The following is a 20,361-nucleotide window of genomic DNA, read 5'->3' as shown; positions in this document are numbered from 1 at the left end:
GTCACTGATCCTTTTCGGGGACGATCACCAGTAGGGGACGCACCAGCTGCTGTGTGGGGGCGAGGGATTCGGCGAGGCGCTGTTCCTCGACGATGCGCTGGGACAGTTTCTCGACCTTCTTCTTCTGGCCGCTGAACAGGTCCATCTGTTCGGCGCCGGCGTGCCAGCGGTCGGCGCGGTGCCGCCAGGCGTCGAGGCGTTCCTGGGCGGAGGTTTTCTGGGCGTCGAGGACAACCTTCATCGACTGGGCGGCCTCGCGGACCGCTACCGGGATCAGCGGTTGCAGCTGTTCGAGGTCGTGCAGCGGGCCCGGGTTGGAGGTGCCGGGTTTCAGGCCGGTGTCGGTGGTGAGGAAGTTGAGGTCCTCGAGGGGTTCGACCAGGCAGAACGCAGGGTTGGACGGGTTGGGGAACTCGGCGGTGGAGAACACTCGGGAGACGAGTTGGCCGCGGCGGTTCATCAAGGTGCCCATCAGCAGGACCGTCACCGCATCCACCGCGCCGCGGATGGCGAAGATCTGATTGCGTCCCAGGGCGCTGAGGGCGCGATCGCTCGCCCAATCCAGCACCGGATGCAGCGGGCCCAGGAAATGAGCTTCCGGCCAGGTGGTGTCGTTGATGCCCTTACCTTCCCGGGCGGCGCGCAGCTGGGCGTTGCCGACGGTGGGGGAGGTTGCGAGCTTCAGGCGTTCCAGAACCTTGCCGTCGGTGAGATAGTTCTGCGGGAGTTGGCCGAGACGCTGTTTCAGGTCACGGGGTGGGATCAGCTCGGCGACACCGTGATTGGTGTGACGGATCCAGCCGACACCGCCGGCAGCCGGGTCGGCGTGCGGGACGTCGTGGAATGCGGCGCGTAGTGCCTCGTCGAGGAAGCCGATGTCGTCCGGGTAGAGGCTGTGGCGCGGTTCTTCGGGGAGGACCGGGGGTTCGTCTTCTGCCAGATCGAATTGAGCGAAGAAGGCGTCCAGGTCGTCACCGTTGGCGACCTCCTCGATCGGGCGGATCGCCTCCTCCAGGCTCGCCTTACCGGCCAGCACGTCGCGGATCGCCGACTCCTCGTCGCCCACACTGTGTTTACCCATCAGGGACGCGACGTCGCCGAGGGTGCCGTGGGCCTGGTTCTCGCGTTCCAGCAGACGCGACAGCACGCGCAGGTCACCGGAGAAGTCCGGGTCCGACGGGGCCAGGATCAGGGACGAGATCACCGGCGGATGCTGCTGGCCGTAACGGTCCACGCGGCCGTTGCGCTGTTCGATGCGGATCAGCGACCACGGGATGTCGTAGTGGATCAGGTGGTGGCATTGGGCGTGCAGGTTCACACCCTCCGACGCCACATCGCCGGTCACCAGGACGCGGATCGGGGAGGTCTCCAGTTTGAAACTGTCGACGATCTGCTGCTGCTCCACATCGGACAGGCCACCGTGCAGCATCGCCACCGCATCCGGCTTCAGGCCCAGGGCGGTCGGCAGCAGATCCACCAGCCACTTCAAGGTAGCCACGCGTTCGGCGAACACCACCGCGCGCATGGTGGATTTGGGGCCGACGCCGATGTCGCGGAGACGGTCGACCAACGCTGCCTGTTTACCGGCCGATTCGGTGAACGCGTTGTCGTTCAGGTCCGCGAGAGTGTCGAGGGCCTCGAGCTCGGTGCGCTGCTCGGGCGTGTGCGGGCCGCCCTTGTCCTGAAGTTTGGTGCGGCGCTGGTTGATCGACTCGCGCAGGGCCGCGGGGGAGGACAGGAACGCCTTCGCCAAGGTCCACGGGAACAGGGCCTTCGTCTCGCCCGAATACGGGGAGCGGCCCGACGCGGGATGCAACCAGACCTGGGAAAGTTCCTGGGCTACCTGTTCTTCCGCCGGGGACGGGGTGACCAGGCGGTGCTCCGGTTCGGCGCGTTCGGCCCAATCGCTACCCACCTCGGCCGCGACCTCGGAATGGTGGCGGTGGCGGCGGATCAACAGGGACTGCACATCGTCCTTGGTGAACGAACCGTCAGCCGCGACCGCGGTGGGGTCGAGCAGGCGCAGCAACTCCGCGAAGGAGTCCTCGCGGCCGTTGTGCGGGGTCGCCGACGCCAGGATCAGGGCCTCGGTGTTCGGAGCGAGGATGCGGGCCAGCTCGTTGTTCAAGGTGCCGACATTGGTGAGATTGTGCGATTCGTCGATCACCACCGCATCCCAGTGCTGACGTTCCAGATGCGCCTTGTAGCGGGGGCTTTTCAAGGTGTCGATGGAGATGATTGCGCGCTTGTAATAGGTGAACGGGTTACGGGTCGCGGGCAGCTTCTGGCGCACCTTCTGGATGCCGGCCGAATCCAGGCGCACGAACGGCAGCGCGAAACGGCACCACAACTCGTGCTGCATCTGCTCGAGGACGTGGCGGGGCGTGACGATCAGGATGCGTTCGCCACGACCACGCCGCACCAACTCCGACAGGATCATGCCGATCTCGAGAGTCTTACCCAGACCCACCGCGTCCGCCAGCAGAATGCGGGGCCGAATATGTGTCGGGTCCAAGGCTTTCGCCACCGCCGCACGCTGATAGCCGAGGGAATCGGCGAGCATACGGGTCGACACCGTGAGGGTTTGATCGCCGTACGGGAACGGGGTTTTGCGCAGCAGCGACTCCAGCCACAAGCGCGAATCACGGTAACCGGAGGAACCGTCGGGCAGGATCTGTGCCTGCGCCGGATCGAGGACCTCGATCTCGTCGAGACTGCTGTAGAACGCGGCAGTGGTGTCGGCGACCAGTTCCGATAGGCCCCGCACCCGTAACAGCCACCCGTCCGACCCCTGTTCGGCCGAGGTGACCAGCCACTCCTCGTCTCGAACCACAACGATCGAACCGGGTGCGACCTGCATGAGGTCACGGTGTTCGGCAACGGTCATCGACGAAGCTCCTGGGGGTCGGCACGGCGTGGATCAACTCAGTATCGGCCGAGACCGAACTTATGTGACAGGGGATCGGCGGATCGGGTTTCGGGGCGGATCAGAGCCAGCGGAACAACCCCCTGCCCGAACAAGCGTGGCGATGGTCGGTGCGGTGACAGCCGCGTCCTGGGGCCCAGAGCTTTGGGTACCGCCACCGGCTGACCGGCCGGAACGTTCGTCTGCGCGGCGCCCCAGCACTGCCCACCGACCGGACCGCCGGCGCGTTCCCGCCCGCCGAAACCGCAGTAGCGCTTCGGGGGTCAGGCTCGAACGAAACCTAGGTAGCCGGGCGGCACCCTTTTCGGGCAGTGCGAGGGCGCCGAAGGATGGATCGGAGGAGTGCGCCGATACGTTTCTTTCCGAGTAGAAGGGTAAGGGCGCGAGGGATTCGGCGTCGGGGCGGGCGAGGGAGCTCGCCCCGACGCCACCGGATAGCGCTGGGCAGTGTGCGCTACCCGGGGTACAGGAGGCGGAGGACGCGATTCGGCCGGGGCCGAGCGGATGCGCGGTGCGCTCGGCCGGCGACGCTATTCAAGCGTCCAGTTGCAGCCGTTGACGGTGATGACGTCACCGTCGTTCAAACGGACATAGGACGGGCCCTGGTACATATCCATATCGATGGCGTCGGAGGACTTGGCGCCTTTGTAGGGCAGCCACGTGATGAAGCAGCTTCCGTAGTCGGCGTCGGTGGGGCCCGCGGTGTAGTAGGTCCCCGCCACCACATCGGTGCCGACCACCTGGGTTCCCTCGTAGAGGCTGGTGCCTGGATCGGCTGAGGCCGCACCCGCGGCGACGACGGTTGCGGCGGTGATCGCGCCGGCGGCGAGGACGGTGGGCAGTATGCGTGCGATGTTCATGGTTTTTCCTGGATGATTCGGTTCGGTGGAATCTGCGGGGCTCGGTGTCTGCGGCCGCAGGGCGTGAGCGCGGGCGAGTAGCCCGTGCGGGAGAACGTTCGGCCACCGTTGCTGCGCCAGGGTGGCTGCTGCTGCACAACGTTCATCGCGGGCGGGGCCGGTTACGCAACGTGTTCGTGCTGGTTGGGAAGAATTTTTCGAGAACCGGGACGAGCGCGTGGGTGCTCGTCCCGGTCCCGGCCCGGTCAGCGCAGCGAAACCGTCGCGCCGCCGGAGAACATGGAGTCGTGCAGGACGATCCGGTCCGGCTGGGAATCGGCGGGCAGATCGAACACGACCTTGGCCGTCACGGTATTGCCGGGGTTGATGTCGGCGTACAGGCTGGTGTCGGCTTGCAGGTTGATCGCGGCTGCGGCGTCGTTGCCGAATTTGCGGTCCTGGGTGTCGTAGAGGTCCTGGTTGCCGGGGGAGAAGCCGTAGGGGACCTTCGAGGTGTTGAGGACGGTCATCGTGACGACGGTGTAGGCGCCCTGGGCGGTGCGTTGCAGATAGGGGTTGTCGCCGAGGGTTGTGAGGCCGGTCTGGACGTCGGTGATCACGAATTCGAACTTGCCGTCGCGGACGGGGGTGTTGAGGCCGGGAGCCGGCGGCGGGGCCTCGGGTGGGGGAGCGGGCGCTTGCGGTGCGGGGGTGTCCGCGGCGGGGGGATCGACGGCGGGGCGTGCCGCGGCGGTGGTGTGTTTCGCCGGCTCGGAATCCTTGTCGCCGGCATTGGCGATGATTCCGCCGATACCGCAGAACGCGACGATGCCGATGACGGCGATCAGCAGCGCCTTCGGGGTCTTGGACTTCTTCGGTGGCCCGGGGTGGCCGGCCGGCCCTTGCGGATACTGCGGGCCGGGGTACGGAGGCTGGTAGGTCATGGCGATCACTCCTGGCTGAACCGGATGGTTCAGAGCTCGTAGGCGGGGCAGTAGGCGCCGATGGCGGCCTCGAGGAACAGGTACGGGTATTGCACGGCGCCGCGGGACTTCTCGGCCACGACGATCTGGTTGTGCGCCGAATTGCCGTAGGCGTCGAGCCAATCGCATTCGGCCTGGGCGAGCTGGATCGAGGCGTCCTCGCCGCGGCAGGTTTCGTCGTCCTCGGCGTAGTCGCGCAGGAACTGGTGGTCGGCGGCACTGCGCGGGCCGCAGCTGCTGCCGGCCGAGCCCGAGGCGGAGCCGGTGTCGGGCACGGCCGCGAGGACGGTCGGTGCTGCGGCGGTGAGCAGGGCGGTGGTGGTGAGCAGCGTGGCGAAGAATCGGGTGGAGTTCATGGTTGTTTCCTGATCAGTCGTTGTCGGCGACGAGGTAGTGGATGAGCCAGATCGGGGACCAGAGGCCGCAGCTGATGAGGGTCAGTACCAGGTGCAGGCCGTGCGGGAACGAGCGTTTGACCACCACTTGCGGACCGGGGTGGTACTGGTGCATCACGTTCACCGGTGGTGGGAACGGTTGTGGGACAACGGGTTGCGTGCCGAAGGGGTCGGCGGAGTGGTACTGCGGTGCGGCTGGGGTGAACGGCTCGAGCAGTGGGGCGCTGTGCGAGGGGTAGGGCATGACCTCGGGCGGCGGTTGGTGTGGGTCGAGGGGGCGGTCGGGGTCCGGTGTCATGGGAGGTCCTGGGTTCGGGGCCCGCGGAGCGGGCGGTGCAGATGCGGCAGAAAGGTGAATCGCCTCGCGGCGAGTTCCGGGGGAGTGCTGCGTCGGTGGCGACGGGCCGGTGGTTTCGGCCTCACTTTCCGAAGCTGATGCAAACGGTAAGTTGCGATGAAAACATTGTCAATCGAAATTGGAAGATTGATTTTCGCTCAACCGTGGACGAAGGTGTGAGCTAGCAGGTCCCGGAGAGGAGGGGTATGTCGCAGCCCGTGTCGAAGGTCAGTGCCGCGGAGATCTCCCGGCTGGCCGGGGTCACCCGCGCCACCGTCAGCAACTGGCGCCGCCGTCACGACGACTTCCCCGACCCGATCGCCGGCACCGAGAACCGGCCCCTGTTCGACCTGCACGCCGTGCAGACCTGGCTCGCCGACCACAACGTGGAGGCGGCGCAGTCACCGGAGGCCGAGCTGCGCACCCTGGTGCGGGCTCGCGCCACACCGCAGGCGATCACGCGGGTGATGGAGGCGTTGCGGCGGACCGGGGACCAGTGGTCGGCACCGGAGGCCGAGGACCGTGAGCTCGCCGCCGAGGTGATCGCTGCACTGGGCTCGGCGCGCACCACCGATACCCTGCGCACCACCCTCGACATCCTGTCCGAGCGGGCGATGGACGAGGAGACCTCCACCGGCCTCTACATCACCCCGCCCCGGGTCGCCGCGGTGATGGCGGCGTTGCTGCGCTCGGCGACGACCTCCGAGATCGGCAGCGTGCTCGACCCGGCCTGCGGGAGCGGGTCGCTGCTGCATGCGGCGGCGCGGGAGGGGGCGCGCGAGGTGTTCGGGCAGGATGTGTCGCCGGTGCAGGTGCAGCGCACCCGGCTGCTGATCGAGGCCGACACCGGGCTCGAACCCGTGGTGCGGGCCGGTGACAGCCTCACCGGGGATGCGTTCGCCGAGCTGCAGGTCGACGCGGTGCTGTGCAATCCGCCCTACGGGCAACGGGATTGGGGGTCCGGATCGCTCGCGTTCGACACCCGCTGGGATTACGGGCTGCCGCCGCGCGGGGAACCCGAACTCGCGTGGGTGCAGCATGCGATCGCGCATCTGCGGCCGGGCGGGATGGCGGTGCTGTTGTTGCCGCCGGCGGTGGCGACACGCACCTCGGGACGCAAGATCCGGGCGAATCTGGTGCGGACCGGGGCGCTGCGCGCGGTGATCGGGATCGCGCCCGGGCTGGCCCAGCCCTGGCATGTGGGATTGCAGATCTGGGTGTTGCGGCGTCCGGAAACCACTGCGGTGGTGCCGGATTCGATGCTGTTCATCGACTCCACCGGAGTGGCGGTGCACTCCGACGGGGATAGGGTGGGCTCGGACGCCGTTGTCGCCGCCTGGCAAACCTTCGACGGGCAGAATCCGGAAGCGGCCGCCGAATCCGGGGTGTCGGCGGTGGTGCGGCTGGTGGATCTGCTCGACGACGATATCGACCTCACTCCCGCCCGGTATGTGCGCTCGGCGCTCGACTCGGGTGAGTTCTCCGTGCAGGTCGATGCGGCGCTCACCGGACTCGACAGTGCCGCATCGGATCTGAACTCACTGCTGCCCGCCATGCCCGGACTGTCGGAGGCGACCGGGAAATCGTGGCGGTTCGTCACCCTCGCCGATCTGGCCAATCACGGGCAGCTGCACTGGTTCCGGGCCGCGCCGCGCAGTGCCGAGACCGCGCGCGGCGAACGCCGGGTGCTGACCGCGCCGGACGTGGCGAACGGGGAAACTGCCTCGGGAGGAATGGATTCCGCACCAGAAGATCCGGTCGACGTGCAGGAGGGGGATGTGCTGATGCCCGCCGTGCGCAGCAGCAGCGGCGGACGTAGTGCGCGCGTCGCGACCGCGGAGGATGCCGGATCGCTGCTCGGTGCCCACGTGCATGCGTTACGGGTCGATCAGAGCCGGCTCGATCCGTGGTTCCTCGCCGGATTCCTCACCGGCGGGGAAAACGTGTCCGCCACCAGGACTTCCACGGTGCGGTTCGACCTCGGGCGGTTACGGGTCCCGGTGCTCGCACTCGAGGAACAGCGGCGGTACGGGGCGCTGTTCCGGCAACTGTTCCTGCTGCGTGTCACCGCGCGCCGGGCCGCGGCCGCCGCCGAACAATCGGTGGAACTGATCACCACCGGGCTCACCGCCGGGGCACTGGCGCCCGACGGCGGAGGGAGCGGACGATGAACGATGCCACCGCACAGGAGTATCCGGAACTGCGGGCGGCGCTGCACGCGCAACCGGTGCCGGAGGTGCCCGCGCTGGAACCCCGGACCGCCGCGCCCGACACCGTGACACTCGAGGATCTGGTGGCGGCCGAAGCATTGAGCGTGCACGAGGCGCCACCGACCGTCGCCGTCGGAACCGGAGATACGCCGATGGTGTGCGCCAAGGATATTCGGCTCGGACGACCGGCCTCACGGTTCGGCAACGCCGGTGTGGCCGGGGCGGTGCGAGTGTGCCCGGGCGATGTCGCGGTGGTGATGGGCACCGACTCCGGGGTGCGGGTCTGCATCGAAGACGGCGTGCTGCTCGGGCCCGGGATTCAGCTGGTCCGCGGGGCTTCGCATATCGTGGATCCGAACTTCTTGGCCGGGGTGCTGCGGGCCGCCGTCGACTCCGGGCCGGTCGACCTGTACCGGGTCGCGATCCCGCGGATACCGCTGGCCGAACAGCAGCGGATGGGGGTGGCGTTCCGGCAGCTCGCCGAACTCGACACCGCCTGGCAGTTGCGGCGGGCATCCATCGAGCAGCTGGTGCGCACCGGGATGCGGGGACTGGCGCAGGGTGGGCTGCGACCGGCCACCGCCGGCGAGTAGGTTCACCGATGCGGCGAAAACCGTCACACCCGGCCGGGGGCCGGCGGACCTGGTCTGCCGGGCATCACAGCCGGAACACGTCGGCGGTGCGGCACTGTCAGGATTCGGGGAGGTAGCGGTGGAGCAACCGCATATCGACGGAGGCCGGTACGAACTGGTCCGCGAAATCGGCGCCGGCGGCATGGGGCAGGTCTTCGAAGGGTACGACAGCCACCTCAAACGCCGTATCGCGGTGAAACTCACCCACCCCGGCCTCGACCAGGATGCCGCCTGGATTCGCCGATTCCTGCGCGAAGCCGAATTCATGGCGCAGCTCAGCCACCCGGGGATGCCCGCCATCCACGACGCCGGAATGTCGCAAGGCCGGCCCTATCTGGTGATGGAATTCGTCGACGGCATCACCTTCGACGATCTGCTCGCCCGGCGCGGACCGCTGTCGTTCGGGGTGGTCGCCGCCCTCGGCGCCCAGGCCGCGGCCGTGCTCGCCGCCACGCACCGCAACCGGATCTACCACCGCGACCTGAAACCGTCGAACCTGATGCTGTGCGCCGACGGGACGGTGAAGGTGCTCGACTTCGGTCTCGCCGTCACCAGCGACACCGGCAAGACGCGGTTCACCAACACCGGGAACGCCCTCGGCACACCGGCTTTCATGGCCCCCGAACAAGTCGAGGGCGGGGAGGTCGTCGCCCAGACCGATCTGTACGCGCTCGGGCTGGTACTGCACGAACTGCTCACCGGCGACCGGGTGATGACCGGGACCTCGGCCTATGTGGTGTGGCAGAACCAAGTTCACTACAGCCCGCCCGAGATTCGCGACGAATGCCCCGACATGCCGGCCGATATGGCGCGGCTGATCATGAGCATGCTCGCCAAAGCGCCCACGCACCGGCCCGAGGACGCCGCCACCGTGCACGCCGTCCTACTGCGCCATGCGGGTGGGCTCGCCGCACTGCCGGAAATCGGTGACTTCCACGGGCCCGCCCGCATGTACGCGGCAGCCGTGAGCGCGGCCGTCACCTCCCGCACCGCCGACACGATCCTCGCGCCGCGGCGGCTGCCGCCCCTCGACGACACCGCCACCACCCGTGTCGGCGCTGTCGTCCGCCCCGACGGGCCGCGGGATTTCAGCCGTTCCGACGTGCAACGCGCCATCCGCCGCGCCCGCGACCTCGCCGCCCGATCCCGCTACACACCCGCCATCGACGATCTGAAAACCGTGCTGGACACCGCGATGTCGGAACTGGGATCCCGCGACGCGGACGTCGTCGAAGCCCGCTTGAACCTCGCCGACCTCCGCTTCGACAGCAACGACTTCGCCGGCGCCGCAGCCCTGCTCCGCACGCTCATCGACGACCTCACCGCCGAACGCGGCCCCTACGACGAACAGGTCATGCACTGCCAACGCCAACTCGCCACCTGCGATGTGCAGAACGGGGACGTGGGCGCGGCCCTGGCCCGGTTGCGGCGGCTGCACGGACAGATGGCGGTGCGCTACGGGGAGCAGGACCGGCGCGTGGTGGACCTGGTACAGCAGATCCGGGATGTGGAGCACGCGCGCGGCTAGTGTGCCGCGACGGTAGTTGCCGAGCTGATCCGTCCCCGACGACAACCCCGTGGCTGTGTTAATTTCGTTGGAGCTCTGCGTGGTTCGGTGCACGTTGGGGAAGGAGGGCGGCTGGTGGCGCTGGCCACAGGAGACGAGTTCGCTGGATTCGTGATCGAGGAGACGCTCGGCGCCGGGGGGATGGGCGTGGTCTATGCGGCGCGGCATCCGCGGCTGGATCGGATCGTGGCGTTGAAGGTGCTGCACGACAATCTGTCCGCCGACCGGCACGCGCACGTGGCATTCGATCGGGAAGCCGCACTGTGCGCCCGCCTGGATCACCCGAATATCGTTGCCGTCCACGACCGCAGCGCTTCCGGTGATCCGGCGCTGTGGCTGGCCATGCGCTATATCCGTGGCGGAGATGCGGCTGCATTGATCACCGAGCATCCGCGGGGGCTCGCGGCCGATCTGGCGACGGGGCTGATCGCCGACGCCGCGGCGGCGCTGGATTACGCCCATGCTCACGGGGTTCTGCACCGGGATGTCAAACCGGCGAATCTGCTGATCGAGGCCGACGCCCGGCACGGCCGGCGCGCGCTGCTCACCGATTTCGGGATCGCCCGCACGTTGGACAGCACCGTCACCCTGTCGGCGATCTCGGCCAGCGTCGCCTATGCCGCCCCCGAACGTTTCGCCCAGGCTCCCGCCGATCCGCGCGCCGATATCTACTCGCTCGGCGCCACCCTGTTCCATCTACTCACCGGGCAGCAACCGTTCCCGCGTTCCGACCAGGCCGCCGTCATCGGTGCACACCTGAGCGCACCACCACCGGCACCCAGCCGGTTGCGGGCCGACCTGCCGGTCGAACTCGACACCGTGATCGCGACCGCGATGGCCAAGGAACCGGCCGCGCGCTATCCCACCTGCACCGCCCTCGCCGATGCCGCCCGAGCCGCCGCCACGGCACCAGCCACCCACGCACCGGTCACACCGAAATCTCTTGCGCCTCCCGCCCCACAGCAGTCCGCCGACGATATCGAGACCGTCGATTCCGTACCGCCGGCGACTGCGACCGGGCGCCGGATCAACCGGCGCCGCCTGCTGACCGCCGCCGGTATCGCCGTCCCGATCACCGCCGCCACCGCGGTGGGAATCACCCTCGGTACCCGCCGATCCTCCGAACAGACCCCGGGCACCAAGGTCGTTCCGACACCGGTTGCCGAGCCCAGGCTGCAACAGCCCAACCTCACCGGCCACACCTCCGCGGTCTATTCGGTCGATTTCAGCCCCGACAGCACCCGTCTGGTGACCGCGAGCTACGACACCTCGGCGCGGTTGTGGAACACCCGAACCCACCAGCAGCTCGGGCGCCCCCTCGTCGGTGAGGACCGCATCATGTTCACGGCGGCGTTCAACCACCATGGCACGCTGGTAGCGACCGGCAGCGCGGACCGGACGCTGCGGCTGTGGGATGCGCGAAGCCACGATCAGGTCGCCGCACTCGACCACCCGGATTCGGTGTACTGGGTCGCGTTCAGCCCCGACGACTCCCTGCTGGCCACCGTCTGCCGAGACGAGAAGGTGCGCGTGTGGAATGCCCGCACCCACCAGCAGGTCGGAGCCGCCCTGAATCACCCGGGCCCCGGCAACACGGTGGCCTTCAATCACGCCGGTTCCCTGCTGGCCACCGGAACCGGGAATGCCGCAGTGCGACTGTGGGATCCGCAGACCCACCGGCAAGTGGGAGACGGTCTCAACGGCCACGCCGACGGGGTGTCCTCGCTGGCCTTCGCCCCCGACGATTCCGTACTGGCTGTCGCCTCCGGTAAGACGGTGCGACTGTGGGATCCGCGAACCATGACACAGATCGGGCGGCCGCTCACCGGCCATGCCGGTCAGGTGCATGCAGTGTCGTTCTTTCCGGATGGGGCCCGGCTCGCCAGCGCCTCCGCGGACGGGACGGTGCGGTTCTGGAAGACTCGCACCGGAGAACCGATCGGGAGGCCGCTGCGCGCCGGGGACGATCCGCTGTATGCCATGTCGGTGAGCCCCGACGGCACCCTGCTCGCCACTGCTGGTGAGCAGGATGTGGTGCGGATATGGAGTGTGGCCGAAACGGCCTAGCGCTCACTCCGGGCCGAGGGGCCGCGGCCCATGCTCATGAACCGACGCAGACAGTGGTTACCCAGCCGCCCCGATCACCGCGAGCTCATCGGTTCGGTCGTCGGGGACGCGCCGGTGAGCCACGGTCTCGATCGGTTTCGGTGCGGGGCGGCGCACGATCCGCTCCATCTGGCGGAGCGCATGCCGTGCCTCGGGGACGTCGGACAGCTGCCACCCGTGGAACATGCCCGGATACTCGAAGTAGCCCAGTTCGACCCCTTCCCGGCGGCACTGTGCCCGGAAACGTCGCGCATCCGACAGCAGGATGTCGCGCGTCCCGGCGAACAGACTCAACCGTCCGGGGGTCGCCGCGGGCGCGTTCAGCGGGCTGATCGTCGGGTCGCGGCGGTCGCGTTCGCCCGCGTAGAGCCGACCGGCCTCGGCCAAACCCTCGATCCGAAGGTAAGGGTCGCAGTGCTCCAGCGCCGTCGTCATCGGATCGGTCATGGTGACGTCGAGCCACGGGGAGATCATCGCGACCTCCTTCGGCGTGACCGCCCCCGCCTCGCCGAGCTGTCGCGCCAACACGAGCGCCAGCGCCGCACCGGCGGAATCTCCCATGAACACCTTGTTCTCCGACGGAGTATGCGCGAACAGGGTGTCGTGCACGGTTCGCACCATGGTCAGCGCGTCCTCGCCGTGGCTCGAGGGGGCCAGCGGATACAACGGCACGGTGACCGTGCAGCCGGTCCGGTCGATGAGGCGCGCCAAGAACTTCCAGTGGTCGCGCTGGATCTGGTGCACGTAGGAGCCGCCGTGCAGATACAGCACGTGACGCGGGCTGCGCCGCTTCAGCGGACGAATGGTGTAGACGGGGCGACCCTCCATGATCCGCCGCATGACCCAGTAGCGGGTGTGCATTTCGGCGGGCGGGGTCTCGTCCTCGGCACGGCGGCGGGTACGAATACTCTCACGCAGTGACGCGGCGCCCGAGAACGCTCTGTCGGCATGGGTCAAGCGCATCCCGGCAACCCGAATCCTGCTGCGCAGACTCGGCTTTGCGTGATGATCCGGCGCGACCGGATCGAGATCGAACGTGGCCACGGGCATCACCCTCTTTCAATTCCGCGGAGTCGTGGTTGTACGGAGCTTCGGTATGCGGGCTGCACGGCCGAGTCTCGGAGTGTGTTCGGTGTGTGTGTCCAACAGATCGGGCAGCGCTGTCCGATCGGGACGATTTGCGTCGGCAACCAGGCCGGTGGTCGGCGCTGGCACCAACCCTACCCGCTCCCCCCTGCCCAAATGGCAGTGCGATCTAACGTGAGCTTCATCACCGAGTGGTTTGCCCGTGGAGGAGCGGTACTCACTCCGGTCCGAGCGGGTCGTGGCCCATGCTCATGAGCCGTCGGCGCCACCGATCCGAGCCGGCGCGCGGTTCGTCCTCGGCGTCCGGACCGATCGCCGCGGTGATGCGGTCCACGGCCGTACGCATCACCGCGATGTCGTCGGTATCCACATCGGTGCGCCGCTTGCCCAGGATAGCCAGGATGCGGCGGCCGAGTTCCGGGCCCGCGTGATCGGGCAGGGTTTCGGTCTCGGTGTACCCGCCCGTCGTCCGAAGCCACTCGCTGAGCTGGCGGGAGGACATGTTCACCAGCTGGTGGAACTCGTCCCAGAGTTGGTCGTCGACCTCGGTATCAGCCATATCGGGTCACCTTTCATGATCCACATCTCGCCCGTCAGCGCCGCTGCCGCCGCGTCGGGCGTTGCACGCCGGTCGGCTACCCGGCCGCCGTCGACCTACACAGCATCAGGGTCGCGACCTTGCCTTGACGTCGATGACAAGGTTTACCGTTGCCGCAGTGGCCCGGAAGAGGAGAGCACATGCTGATCGGGGAACTGGCCGAGCGGGCCGACACCAGTGCGCGCACGGTGCGGTACTACGAACAGCTGGGGCTCGTGCGCCCGGCACGCTCCGCCAACGGGTACCGCATCTACGACGAGCACGAGCTCGAGATCGTGCGCAAGATTCGGGCGCTACTGGACCTCGGGTTCGACCTGGCCGCTGCTCGACCCTTCGTCACCTGCATGCGTACCGGCCACACGTCCGGCGACGAATGTCCGGAATCGGTGGAGACGCTGCGGCGCAGAATCGCCGAGATCGATGACGCGATGGACCGGCTCACCGCCACCCGACGGCAACTGCATGCCCGCCTGGACGCTGTGGCAGGCCCCGCACCCAGGTGCGAGTTCTCCCTGCAACGAACCCACGACGACAACAGCAACCAGGAAGGAACGTGCGCGTGAGGTTCGCGACCAGCTACAGCACGGCATTCAACGGCACCGATCCCGACCGGCTCGTGGACTTCGCCCGGCACGCGGAGCACCTCGGATTCGAGGGGCTCTATGTCCAGGACCACATCGCACTGTTTCCCGGCGCCACCTACGGCACCGGCGAGTTGCCGCCGACGCTGCCGTTCCTCGATCCGCTCGATTGTCTGAGCTTCGTCGCCGCGGCCACCCGGCGACTGCTGCTCGGTACCGGCGTACTACTGCTGCCGTACCGGCATCCGGTGGATCTGGCGAAGCGGCTGGCCACCCTGGATGTGCTGTCGCGGGGGCGGATGCGGCTGCTCACCGTCGGGCTGGGCGTCTTTCCCGCCGAAGCCTCCGCGATGGGTGTCGATTTCGACAGCCGTGGTCGCCGCGCGGACGAGGCCATCGACGTGTTGCGGCTGCTCTGGGAGGGCGGCCCGGACGGTGTCGACCACGGTGGCGAGTTCTTCGCCTTCGACAATCTGTGCAGCTATCCCAAACCGTACGGAACGAGCACGCTGCCGATACACGTCGGAGGTTCCAGCAGCGCAGCCGCCAGGCGTGCCGGACGACGCGGTAACGGCTATTTTCCCGGTGGCATGCTGACCGACCACGAACGGGACCGGCAGCTCGAACTGGTCCGCCGGGTGGCGGTGGAATCGGGTCGCGATCCCGGCGACATCGAGTACACCCGTTGGGGTTCGGCCGATCTGAGCCCCGAACGGATCGCGGAACTCGCCGCACAGGGAGTGGACCGCATCGTGGTGGGCTTCGCCGAGACCGATCCGGCGCAGCAGCACGACCGGATGTCGGAGTTCGCGGAGCGGTTCGCGTTGACGGCCGGGTGAAACAGGTTGCGGCACTGTGGATACTGCCCGGATCACTCGAAGCTGTCGTCCTCGGGGAGGTGCCGCGCTTCGGCTCGGCGCCGTAGCAGCTTCGCTACGAGCACGGCGCCGAGGCCACCGATCACCGCGCCGACCGCAGCACCGGCCAGACTTCCCGGCAACGAATCCTGCGGGAGCGTCCGCCACAGATAGACCATCAGCCAGGCGGCCACCAGCGGATACGTGGTGGCATAGGCGATGATTCTGCGCCGCCGGGAGAATTTCTTGGTGAGTGCGCGCACGTCGATGCCGCGCCGGGAGCAGTACCGGTACAGCATGATCGTGGTCAGGCTGGGGAGTACGAAGATAAGGAACGACACCAGGGTGGCATCCATGGCGGCGGCGACGATTGCGATGATGTAGCAGCCGTAGACCGTCGCGCACAACGCGATCGTCGAACCGCGGTAGAACTCCTCACGGGCACGCTCATCGCCCCACGCGGGATCGTCGGGTGCTAGGAAGATGTCTTCGAGGGTGGTGCGCTGGGCCACGTGGCCTCCAGATCGTCGGACCAGAAAATGTCTTCGACCGTCGTGCCCAGCGCTCGTGCAATCCGAAGTGCCAGGTAGACGCTCGGCGCGTAGTCGCCTTGCTCGATCGAAATCACGGTTTGCCGGCTGACGCCGACCGTGGTCGCCAACTGTGCCTGCGTCATTCGGCACTCGCGTCGACGCAGGCGTACCGGATGTGCGGGCTGATCGCTGACCACGCCACTGATGTTAAGGATCTTTGACATTTGCTGTCAAGGTGCGGATGGCCGCCCCGGCCGGCCGCGGTCCCTCGCCGGCCGGGAGCGTTCGAGGCGCTACGGTTTCGCGACGGGACTCGCGGTGCCCCGGCTGCGGCCACTCAACTCCGCATCGAGGGTCTCCTGCGCGAAGCGCATCTGCTCCTGGTATTCGGGCTCATCCAGCCGGCGCATCCCCTCCTCCGGCGACACCGTCTCGACGAGGGCGGTGATCCACCAGATATTGCCGAACGGATCACGCACACGGCCGCCCCGCTGACCGAAAGCGTTGTCGGACAGGGCAGTTACCGCACGCGCGCCGGCTGTGAGGGCGGCGGCGAACGCGGCGTCGGCATCCGGCACGAACACCCGCAGCAGCGACGGCATGGCGGGCCAGTCCGCCCGCTGATCGAAGGCGAGCACCACCGTGTCACCGACCCGGATCTCGGCATGACCGATGCTGCCGTCCTCGAGCGGCACCCGGCCCGATTCGACCCCGTCGAAGGCGGCGGTGATGAAGTCGAGCAAGGCCCCGGTGTCGGTGGTGACGACCCAGGGGGCGACGGTGGTGTATCCGGCGGGGGTGGTGGTCATGGTGATCCTCTCGTCGTGGATGCTGCCGACGGTAGGATCAATTGCGGCCGGTTTATGTCCTATTTCGCTCCGGAAAGGGCACGGACGCCACCTGGCTGCCCGGCTTGATTGTGGCGGGTTCTGGGCGCACAGTTCGTTCGTGGATCTTGCTGCGCAATTCGACCTGCAGGCCCGGGCCTGCGACAAACTCGGATCCCCGCTGTACGGGGTGCTGCTGCGGGCCGTGGGGCGCGACGTCGGGGACGGTGGGCCCTGCGCGGATGTGCTGCGTGGATACGAGAGCGTTCCGTTCGCCGATGCGCTGCCGTTGCGGTTGATGGCGGGAGTCCATGCGCTCGTACTGTCCGGTGCGGCAGCCGATCTCGCGCCGTTCTATCCGAGTTCCGGCGCGGACCCCGTGCTCGATCCCGCTGTCGCCCGGATTCCCTTCCGGCAGACCGTGATCGACCGGCACGACTGGATCCGTGACTGGCTGACCCGGCCACCGCAGACCAACGAAGTCGGCCGGGCGGTTCCCCTGCTGGCGGGGCTGCTCGCAGCGGTTGCGGTGACACCGCTGCCCGTCCGGTTGCTCGAATTAGGGACCAGCGGCGGACTCAACCTGCGCGCCGACCATTTTCGTTGGGACAGTGAGGAAATCGGGTGGGGGCCGGTGGATTCACCTGTCCGGATCACCGACGCGTGGCGCGGTCCGGTACCGCAGTGGCTGACCTCGGCAGTCCGCCACCATCCCCGCATCGACGTCGTCGAGCGGCGCGGTTGTGACCCCACACCGCTCAACCCGCTCTCGGCCCGCGATTCCCTGGCCTTACGCGCCTACGTCTGGCCGGACCAGCGGGCCCGGGCGACCAGGCTCGACGGCGCCTTGCAGGTAGCCCAGCAGGTGCCCGCCGAGATCGTCCTACAGGGCGCGGGCGAGTTCCTCGCCGGCACCGAGGTGGTGCCGGGCACGCTGACCGTGGTGTGGCATTCGGTGATGCGCCAATACGTCGCGGCCGACGAATGGCGAGCAGTCACCGCGGAACTGGACCGGCTCGCCGCAGCGTCCCGGCCGGATGCCGCGTTCGCCTGCGTCGCCTTCGAACCGCAGGGAAACTCCGACGACCGCAACGGATTCCGGTTGACGGTCCGGATCGGCCGGGACGAGCCGACGATCCTCGCCCGCGCGATGCCACACGGCGTCCCGGCCTTCGCCTATCCGGCCGACCAGTGAGGTCGACCGCGGTTACAGCCGGGAATCGACCCACTCCCGGACGTCGCGGCGGGTCAGCAGATAGCTGACGCCGAGTGGGAAACACAGGTAGCACAGCAGCAGGGGGATGAGGGGGAGTAGTTCGGGAAACTCGGGGATGTCGGTGTCGGTCTCGCCGTCCGTGGCGGTGATGACCGCCGAGGAATCCGAGGAATCCGAGGAATCCCACTCGGACTCGGACGGCGAGCTGATGTATTCGTCGTCGAACAGGCCGCCCTCCGTCGCATCCGACGACCCCTGCTGCGAGGAACTGGAGGAGACCGGCCCGGAACCCTGATCGTCCTGGCTCGGTGACGGGCCGAGCAGCGATACACACATGCCGACGGCGAGCGACACGCCCCATACGCGCGCGAGGGTGATGGCCAGTGGGCCGCCCCGCCACATCCGCCACGCCCAGATCCCGAGGACGACACCCAGCGTCAGCAGAATCGAGGCCAAGATCAGGAAAAGCATCCCGGAAAAGGTCGACAATAGGTCTCGCGCATCGGATCCGCCGTCCACCCACCCTGCAAGCTGTTTCTCGAACAGTCTGATGGCAATCACAGCGAAAAGTAGTGGCAGTGAATAGAAGGACACGAGAAGCGTGATGCTCACCGGCACCGCTGCCGGGCGTGGGATTGTGGGAGTCACCCGTGTGGGCAGCCCGGCGCGACGGAAAACGTTGCCCAGCGACCTGCGGACCGTGCGCTGTGTCCGGCCGGCGAATCCGATGAAGGGTATCCAGCCGGCCAGCACCTGCATATGTGGTGTCCAGTCGTTGTCGAACCAGATCACCGCCCGCACCGAACGGGCCCGCAGTAGCCGCTGCCGAAGGCTCACCGCCGGGTACGCCGGCAACCCACGAGGGAACATGGAGCCCAGCGCATTTCGAAAGCGCGCGTACTGCTCCTGGTCATGGCCCACGGTGAGTACCAGCCGAGCTGGGCAGTCGGCGCGGACCACCTGATCGACCTCCCAGGCCAGGTTGCGACTCGAGCCCGCCGCGAGCACCACGCACTCGGCGTGGCCGAGCGCGGCGAATACCTCACTGCGCCAGGTGTCATCCGAGGCATAAGCGCGGGCGGCACCCAGCGCCGGCAGGCTGTCGTCCGGACTACCGAGTGCGACCATCCGTCCGAACGGTGCGACGGCGGCCGCGATCTGCTGCTCCTCGGTGCGAACGTCCGCGGCCGTCGTGGTGTCGGACCACAGTGCCGGTCCCAGACCTCGAAAACGAGTGGCAGCCGATTGCGCGAAGACAGAATCGTCGTTGAACGAGCGGAGGAACAGCACGATTCGCTCGTTCGGCGTGAGTTCGCGAAGGCTGCCGAGGACCGGAGTCGAATGCTGCCGGCCACGATAGATCGCCCATACGCCGGCGACGGTCAAGGCGATACCCACCACGACCATCGTCAACCATGCGGCCGGTGAGTCGAAGGCGGATCCGCCACTGCCGCCGACCGCTCCGAGTGTGACCGCGACCCAGCCCAGCGTTTCCAGTCTTCGCCCCCGGGTCGGTGACTGCTCGATCGCCGCCGTCGGGCGCGGCTGTCGAGTGTTCACATCGATGTCGGGAACCGTTCGGTCTTCTACGCTCATCTGCTGAGCCCCCGTATTACGGTGGTAGGTAACCTTTTTCGGCAGCATAGTGGCGACGCCCGAGCAGGGTGGGAGATCATCGGAATCTGTGCCGCTCGAGATCCCGGCGGACGAACCGGGTCGGCGCTTCCCACGTCTATATGGTTGGTAATCGAGGTCTTGTGGCGATGAAGCTGTGTCAGACTGGCGGCCGTGGGTGGTGTGCAGGAATCGGCCGTGGGGTGGGTCCTGGATCGGCAGAGTGTCTGGTCGCAGGCAGCCGACCGCGACAAGCGCACGATCGAAAGGGGCAGGGCGGCCGGTCTCGTCCTGGGAATCGTGGGTGCATGCGCCGGAACTGCCGCCACGCAGATGATGGGCTGGAACAGCGCGTTCGGGAAATCCCTGGCGTTGTTGTCCGCCATTGCGGTGGGGTTCGTTTCCGTGGCGGCCAATTTCGCGAGCCCGGCGAAGATCAAGCAGTGGGTCCGCCTTCGGTCGGTCAGTGAGCAACTGAAGAGTGAAATCCACATCTACCTGGCCGGAGTCGGACCGTATCGCGACGGCGACGCGGACGCCGAACTACTCGGACGCGCCGACCGGATCGCGGAGGAGGCCGCCGATCTGATCCCGAGCACCATCGGCCTCACCGCCCGCTCTCGATCTGTTCCCGAAATCTCCGACGCCGATACCTATATCGCCATCCGGGTGATCGGCCAGATCGAGAATTACTACCGGCCACGAGCCGCGCGGGTGAACCGCAAGATCCGCAGGATTCGCTCGGTGGAATTCACTCTGACGGCGATCGCGGTGGTTCTCGGAGCGATCGCCGTCGTTTTCGAGGCCGGATGGGCCTCCGCGTGGGTTGCGACCGTCACCACCATGACCGCCGCCGTCACCGCCCATGTCGCCGCGACGCGTTACGCCTATCAGGAACTCGAGTTCGCCAGAGCCGCTGCCGAATTGGAAAGAGCGGTCAACGACTACCGTCGTGGGACATCCGGTACGTCCGATTCGCTGGTCGAGCGATGCGAACGAGTGATATCCGGACAGAACGAGGGTTGGGCCGCGAAATGGGTGGCTGAATAACGGT

The 20,361-nt window shown here is 67.7% G+C and carries 19 protein-coding genes; 8 read left to right on the top strand and 11 right to left on the bottom strand.

Going from position 1 to position 20,361, the window contains the following annotated elements; all coding sequences use genetic code 11:
- Nucleotide 1: 1 nt before the first annotated feature.
- The 5 genes from NV2_RS00545 to NV2_RS00525 all read right to left on the bottom strand — a co-directional run bounded on the left by NV2_RS00545 (nt 2) and on the right by NV2_RS00525 (nt 5,441).
- Complete coding sequence (locus NV2_RS00545; RefSeq protein WP_067867567.1) at nt 2–2,887, bottom strand: helicase-related protein; 2,886 nt, start codon at nt 2,885–2,887, stop codon at nt 2–4.
- Between the two features lie 569 nt (nt 2,888–3,456).
- A complete protein-coding gene (locus tag NV2_RS00540; RefSeq protein ID WP_067867564.1) occupies nt 3,457–3,786 on the bottom strand; it encodes an Rv1352/Rv1906c domain-containing protein in 330 nt (109 codons plus the stop codon).
- A 245-nt stretch (nt 3,787–4,031) separates the two neighbouring features.
- A complete protein-coding gene (locus NV2_RS00535) occupies nt 4,032–4,709 on the bottom strand; it encodes a DUF4352 domain-containing protein (RefSeq protein WP_084473797.1) in 678 nt (225 codons plus the stop codon).
- 29 nt (nt 4,710–4,738) lie between these two features.
- Nucleotides 4,739–5,104 carry a DUF732 domain-containing protein gene (locus tag NV2_RS00530; RefSeq protein WP_067867558.1) on the bottom strand — a complete coding sequence of 122 codons (366 nt, stop codon included), beginning with the start codon at nt 5,102–5,104 and terminating at the stop codon, nt 4,739–4,741.
- A 13-nt stretch (nt 5,105–5,117) separates the two neighbouring features.
- The gene (locus tag NV2_RS00525) at nt 5,118–5,441 is read right to left on the bottom strand and encodes a hypothetical protein (protein WP_067867555.1); all 324 of its coding nucleotides are present in this window, start codon (nt 5,439–5,441) and stop codon (nt 5,118–5,120) included.
- A 245-nt stretch (nt 5,442–5,686) separates the two neighbouring features.
- Between NV2_RS00525 and NV2_RS00520 the strand changes: the two genes are divergently transcribed.
- The 4 genes from NV2_RS00520 (at nt 5,687) to NV2_RS32600 (ending at nt 11,956) form a co-directional block, all read left to right on the top strand.
- The gene (locus NV2_RS00520) at nt 5,687–7,651 is read left to right on the top strand and encodes an N-6 DNA methylase (protein ID WP_067867552.1); all 1,965 of its coding nucleotides are present in this window, start codon (nt 5,687–5,689) and stop codon (nt 7,649–7,651) included.
- A complete protein-coding gene (locus tag NV2_RS00515; RefSeq protein WP_067867549.1) occupies nt 7,648–8,283 on the top strand; it encodes a hypothetical protein in 636 nt (211 codons plus the stop codon). The genes NV2_RS00520 and NV2_RS00515 overlap by 4 nt, the downstream gene beginning before the upstream one ends.
- Before the next feature lie 118 nt (nt 8,284–8,401).
- Nucleotides 8,402–9,850 (top strand): serine/threonine-protein kinase, encoded by a 1,449-nt coding sequence (locus NV2_RS00510; protein ID WP_245662373.1) that lies wholly within the window; start codon nt 8,402–8,404, stop codon nt 9,848–9,850.
- Between the two features lie 114 nt (nt 9,851–9,964).
- Entirely contained in the window at nt 9,965–11,956 is a 1,992-nt protein-coding gene (locus NV2_RS32600; protein ID WP_067867547.1) for a WD40 repeat domain-containing serine/threonine protein kinase, read from the top strand.
- Nucleotides 11,957–12,013: 57 nt separating this feature from the next.
- Here the strand turns inward: NV2_RS32600 and NV2_RS00500 are convergent, their stop codons facing one another.
- Both NV2_RS00500 and NV2_RS00495 read right to left on the bottom strand, forming a co-directional pair.
- The gene (locus NV2_RS00500) at nt 12,014–13,039 is read right to left on the bottom strand and encodes an alpha/beta hydrolase fold domain-containing protein (protein ID WP_168436075.1); all 1,026 of its coding nucleotides are present in this window, start codon (nt 13,037–13,039) and stop codon (nt 12,014–12,016) included.
- Between the two features lie 259 nt (nt 13,040–13,298).
- Entirely contained in the window at nt 13,299–13,640 is a 342-nt protein-coding gene (locus tag NV2_RS00495) for a DUF3140 domain-containing protein (RefSeq protein WP_067867543.1), read from the bottom strand.
- 179 nt (nt 13,641–13,819) lie between these two features.
- On the opposite strand from NV2_RS00495, the gene NV2_RS00490 reads away from it, so the two are divergent.
- Nucleotides 13,820–14,242, top strand: a complete 423-nt coding sequence (locus tag NV2_RS00490; RefSeq protein ID WP_067867540.1) for a MerR family transcriptional regulator — start codon at nt 13,820–13,822, stop codon at nt 14,240–14,242.
- Nucleotides 14,239–15,099 carry a TIGR03619 family F420-dependent LLM class oxidoreductase gene (locus tag NV2_RS00485; RefSeq protein WP_067869025.1) on the top strand — a complete coding sequence of 287 codons (861 nt, stop codon included), beginning with the start codon at nt 14,239–14,241 and terminating at the stop codon, nt 15,097–15,099. The genes NV2_RS00490 and NV2_RS00485 overlap by 4 nt, the downstream gene beginning before the upstream one ends.
- Before the next feature lie 32 nt (nt 15,100–15,131).
- Here the strand turns inward: NV2_RS00485 and NV2_RS00480 are convergent, their stop codons facing one another.
- The 3 genes from NV2_RS00480 to NV2_RS00470 all read right to left on the bottom strand — a co-directional run bounded on the left by NV2_RS00480 (nt 15,132) and on the right by NV2_RS00470 (nt 16,459).
- Entirely contained in the window at nt 15,132–15,629 is a 498-nt protein-coding gene (locus NV2_RS00480) for a hypothetical protein (RefSeq protein WP_067867538.1), read from the bottom strand.
- Nucleotides 15,593–15,874 (bottom strand): helix-turn-helix transcriptional regulator, encoded by a 282-nt coding sequence (locus tag NV2_RS00475; RefSeq protein ID WP_084473746.1) that lies wholly within the window; start codon nt 15,872–15,874, stop codon nt 15,593–15,595. Before NV2_RS00475 ends, NV2_RS00480 begins: the two co-directional genes overlap by 37 nt.
- Before the next feature lie 69 nt (nt 15,875–15,943).
- Entirely contained in the window at nt 15,944–16,459 is a 516-nt protein-coding gene (locus NV2_RS00470) for a VOC family protein (protein WP_067867535.1), read from the bottom strand.
- Nucleotides 16,460–16,598: 139 nt separating this feature from the next.
- Between NV2_RS00470 and NV2_RS00465 the strand changes: the two genes are divergently transcribed.
- Nucleotides 16,599–17,672, top strand: coding sequence for a DUF2332 domain-containing protein (locus NV2_RS00465; protein WP_067867532.1), 1,074 nt, complete (start codon nt 16,599–16,601; stop codon nt 17,670–17,672).
- Between the two features lie 12 nt (nt 17,673–17,684).
- On the opposite strand, the gene NV2_RS00460 is transcribed toward NV2_RS00465, so the two are convergent.
- On the bottom strand, nt 17,685–19,289 hold the full coding sequence (locus tag NV2_RS00460; protein WP_067867529.1) for a hypothetical protein: 1,605 nt from the start codon (nt 19,287–19,289) through the stop codon (nt 17,685–17,687).
- Nucleotides 19,290–19,481: 192 nt separating this feature from the next.
- Here NV2_RS00460 and NV2_RS00455 point away from each other — a divergent pair, with 192 nt between their 5' ends.
- A complete protein-coding gene (locus NV2_RS00455) occupies nt 19,482–20,357 on the top strand; it encodes a DUF4231 domain-containing protein (RefSeq protein WP_067867526.1) in 876 nt (291 codons plus the stop codon).
- The last annotated feature ends 4 nt before the right edge of the window (nt 20,358–20,361 follow it).

The sequence above is a fragment of the Nocardia vermiculata NBRC 100427 genome (assembly GCF_001613265.1).
Taxonomy (GTDB): domain Bacteria; phylum Actinomycetota; class Actinomycetes; order Mycobacteriales; family Mycobacteriaceae; genus Nocardia; species Nocardia vermiculata.
Note: the sequence above shows the minus strand (reverse complement) of the source record. Positions and strands in the feature narration are given on the sequence as shown.

Bases quoted from the DNA above. Each gene is read 5' to 3' on its own strand.
- NV2_RS00520 (WP_067867552.1), top strand. From the start codon at position 5,687: ATGTCGCAGCCCGTGTCGAAGGTCAGTGCCGCGGAGATCTCCCGGCTG.
- NV2_RS00530 (WP_067867558.1), bottom strand. From the start codon at position 5,104: ATGAACTCCACCCGATTCTTCGCCACGCTGCTCACCACCACCGCCCTG.
- NV2_RS00515 (WP_067867549.1), top strand. From the start codon at position 7,648: ATGAACGATGCCACCGCACAGGAGTATCCGGAACTGCGGGCGGCGCTG.
- NV2_RS00460 (WP_067867529.1), bottom strand. From the start codon at position 19,289: ATGAGCGTAGAAGACCGAACGGTTCCCGACATCGATGTGAACACTCGA.
- NV2_RS00545 (WP_067867567.1), bottom strand. From the start codon at position 2,887: ATGACCGTTGCCGAACACCGTGACCTCATGCAGGTCGCACCCGGTTCG.
- NV2_RS00540 (WP_067867564.1), bottom strand. From the start codon at position 3,786: ATGAACATCGCACGCATACTGCCCACCGTCCTCGCCGCCGGCGCGATC.
- NV2_RS00495 (WP_067867543.1), bottom strand. From the start codon at position 13,640: ATGGCTGATACCGAGGTCGACGACCAACTCTGGGACGAGTTCCACCAG.
- NV2_RS00490 (WP_067867540.1), top strand. From the start codon at position 13,820: ATGCTGATCGGGGAACTGGCCGAGCGGGCCGACACCAGTGCGCGCACG.
- NV2_RS00475 (WP_084473746.1), bottom strand. From the start codon at position 15,874: ATGTCAAAGATCCTTAACATCAGTGGCGTGGTCAGCGATCAGCCCGCA.
- NV2_RS00525 (WP_067867555.1), bottom strand. From the start codon at position 5,441: ATGACACCGGACCCCGACCGCCCCCTCGACCCACACCAACCGCCGCCC.
- NV2_RS00535 (WP_084473797.1), bottom strand. From the start codon at position 4,709: ATGACCTACCAGCCTCCGTACCCCGGCCCGCAGTATCCGCAAGGGCCG.
- NV2_RS00470 (WP_067867535.1), bottom strand. From the start codon at position 16,459: ATGACCACCACCCCCGCCGGATACACCACCGTCGCCCCCTGGGTCGTC.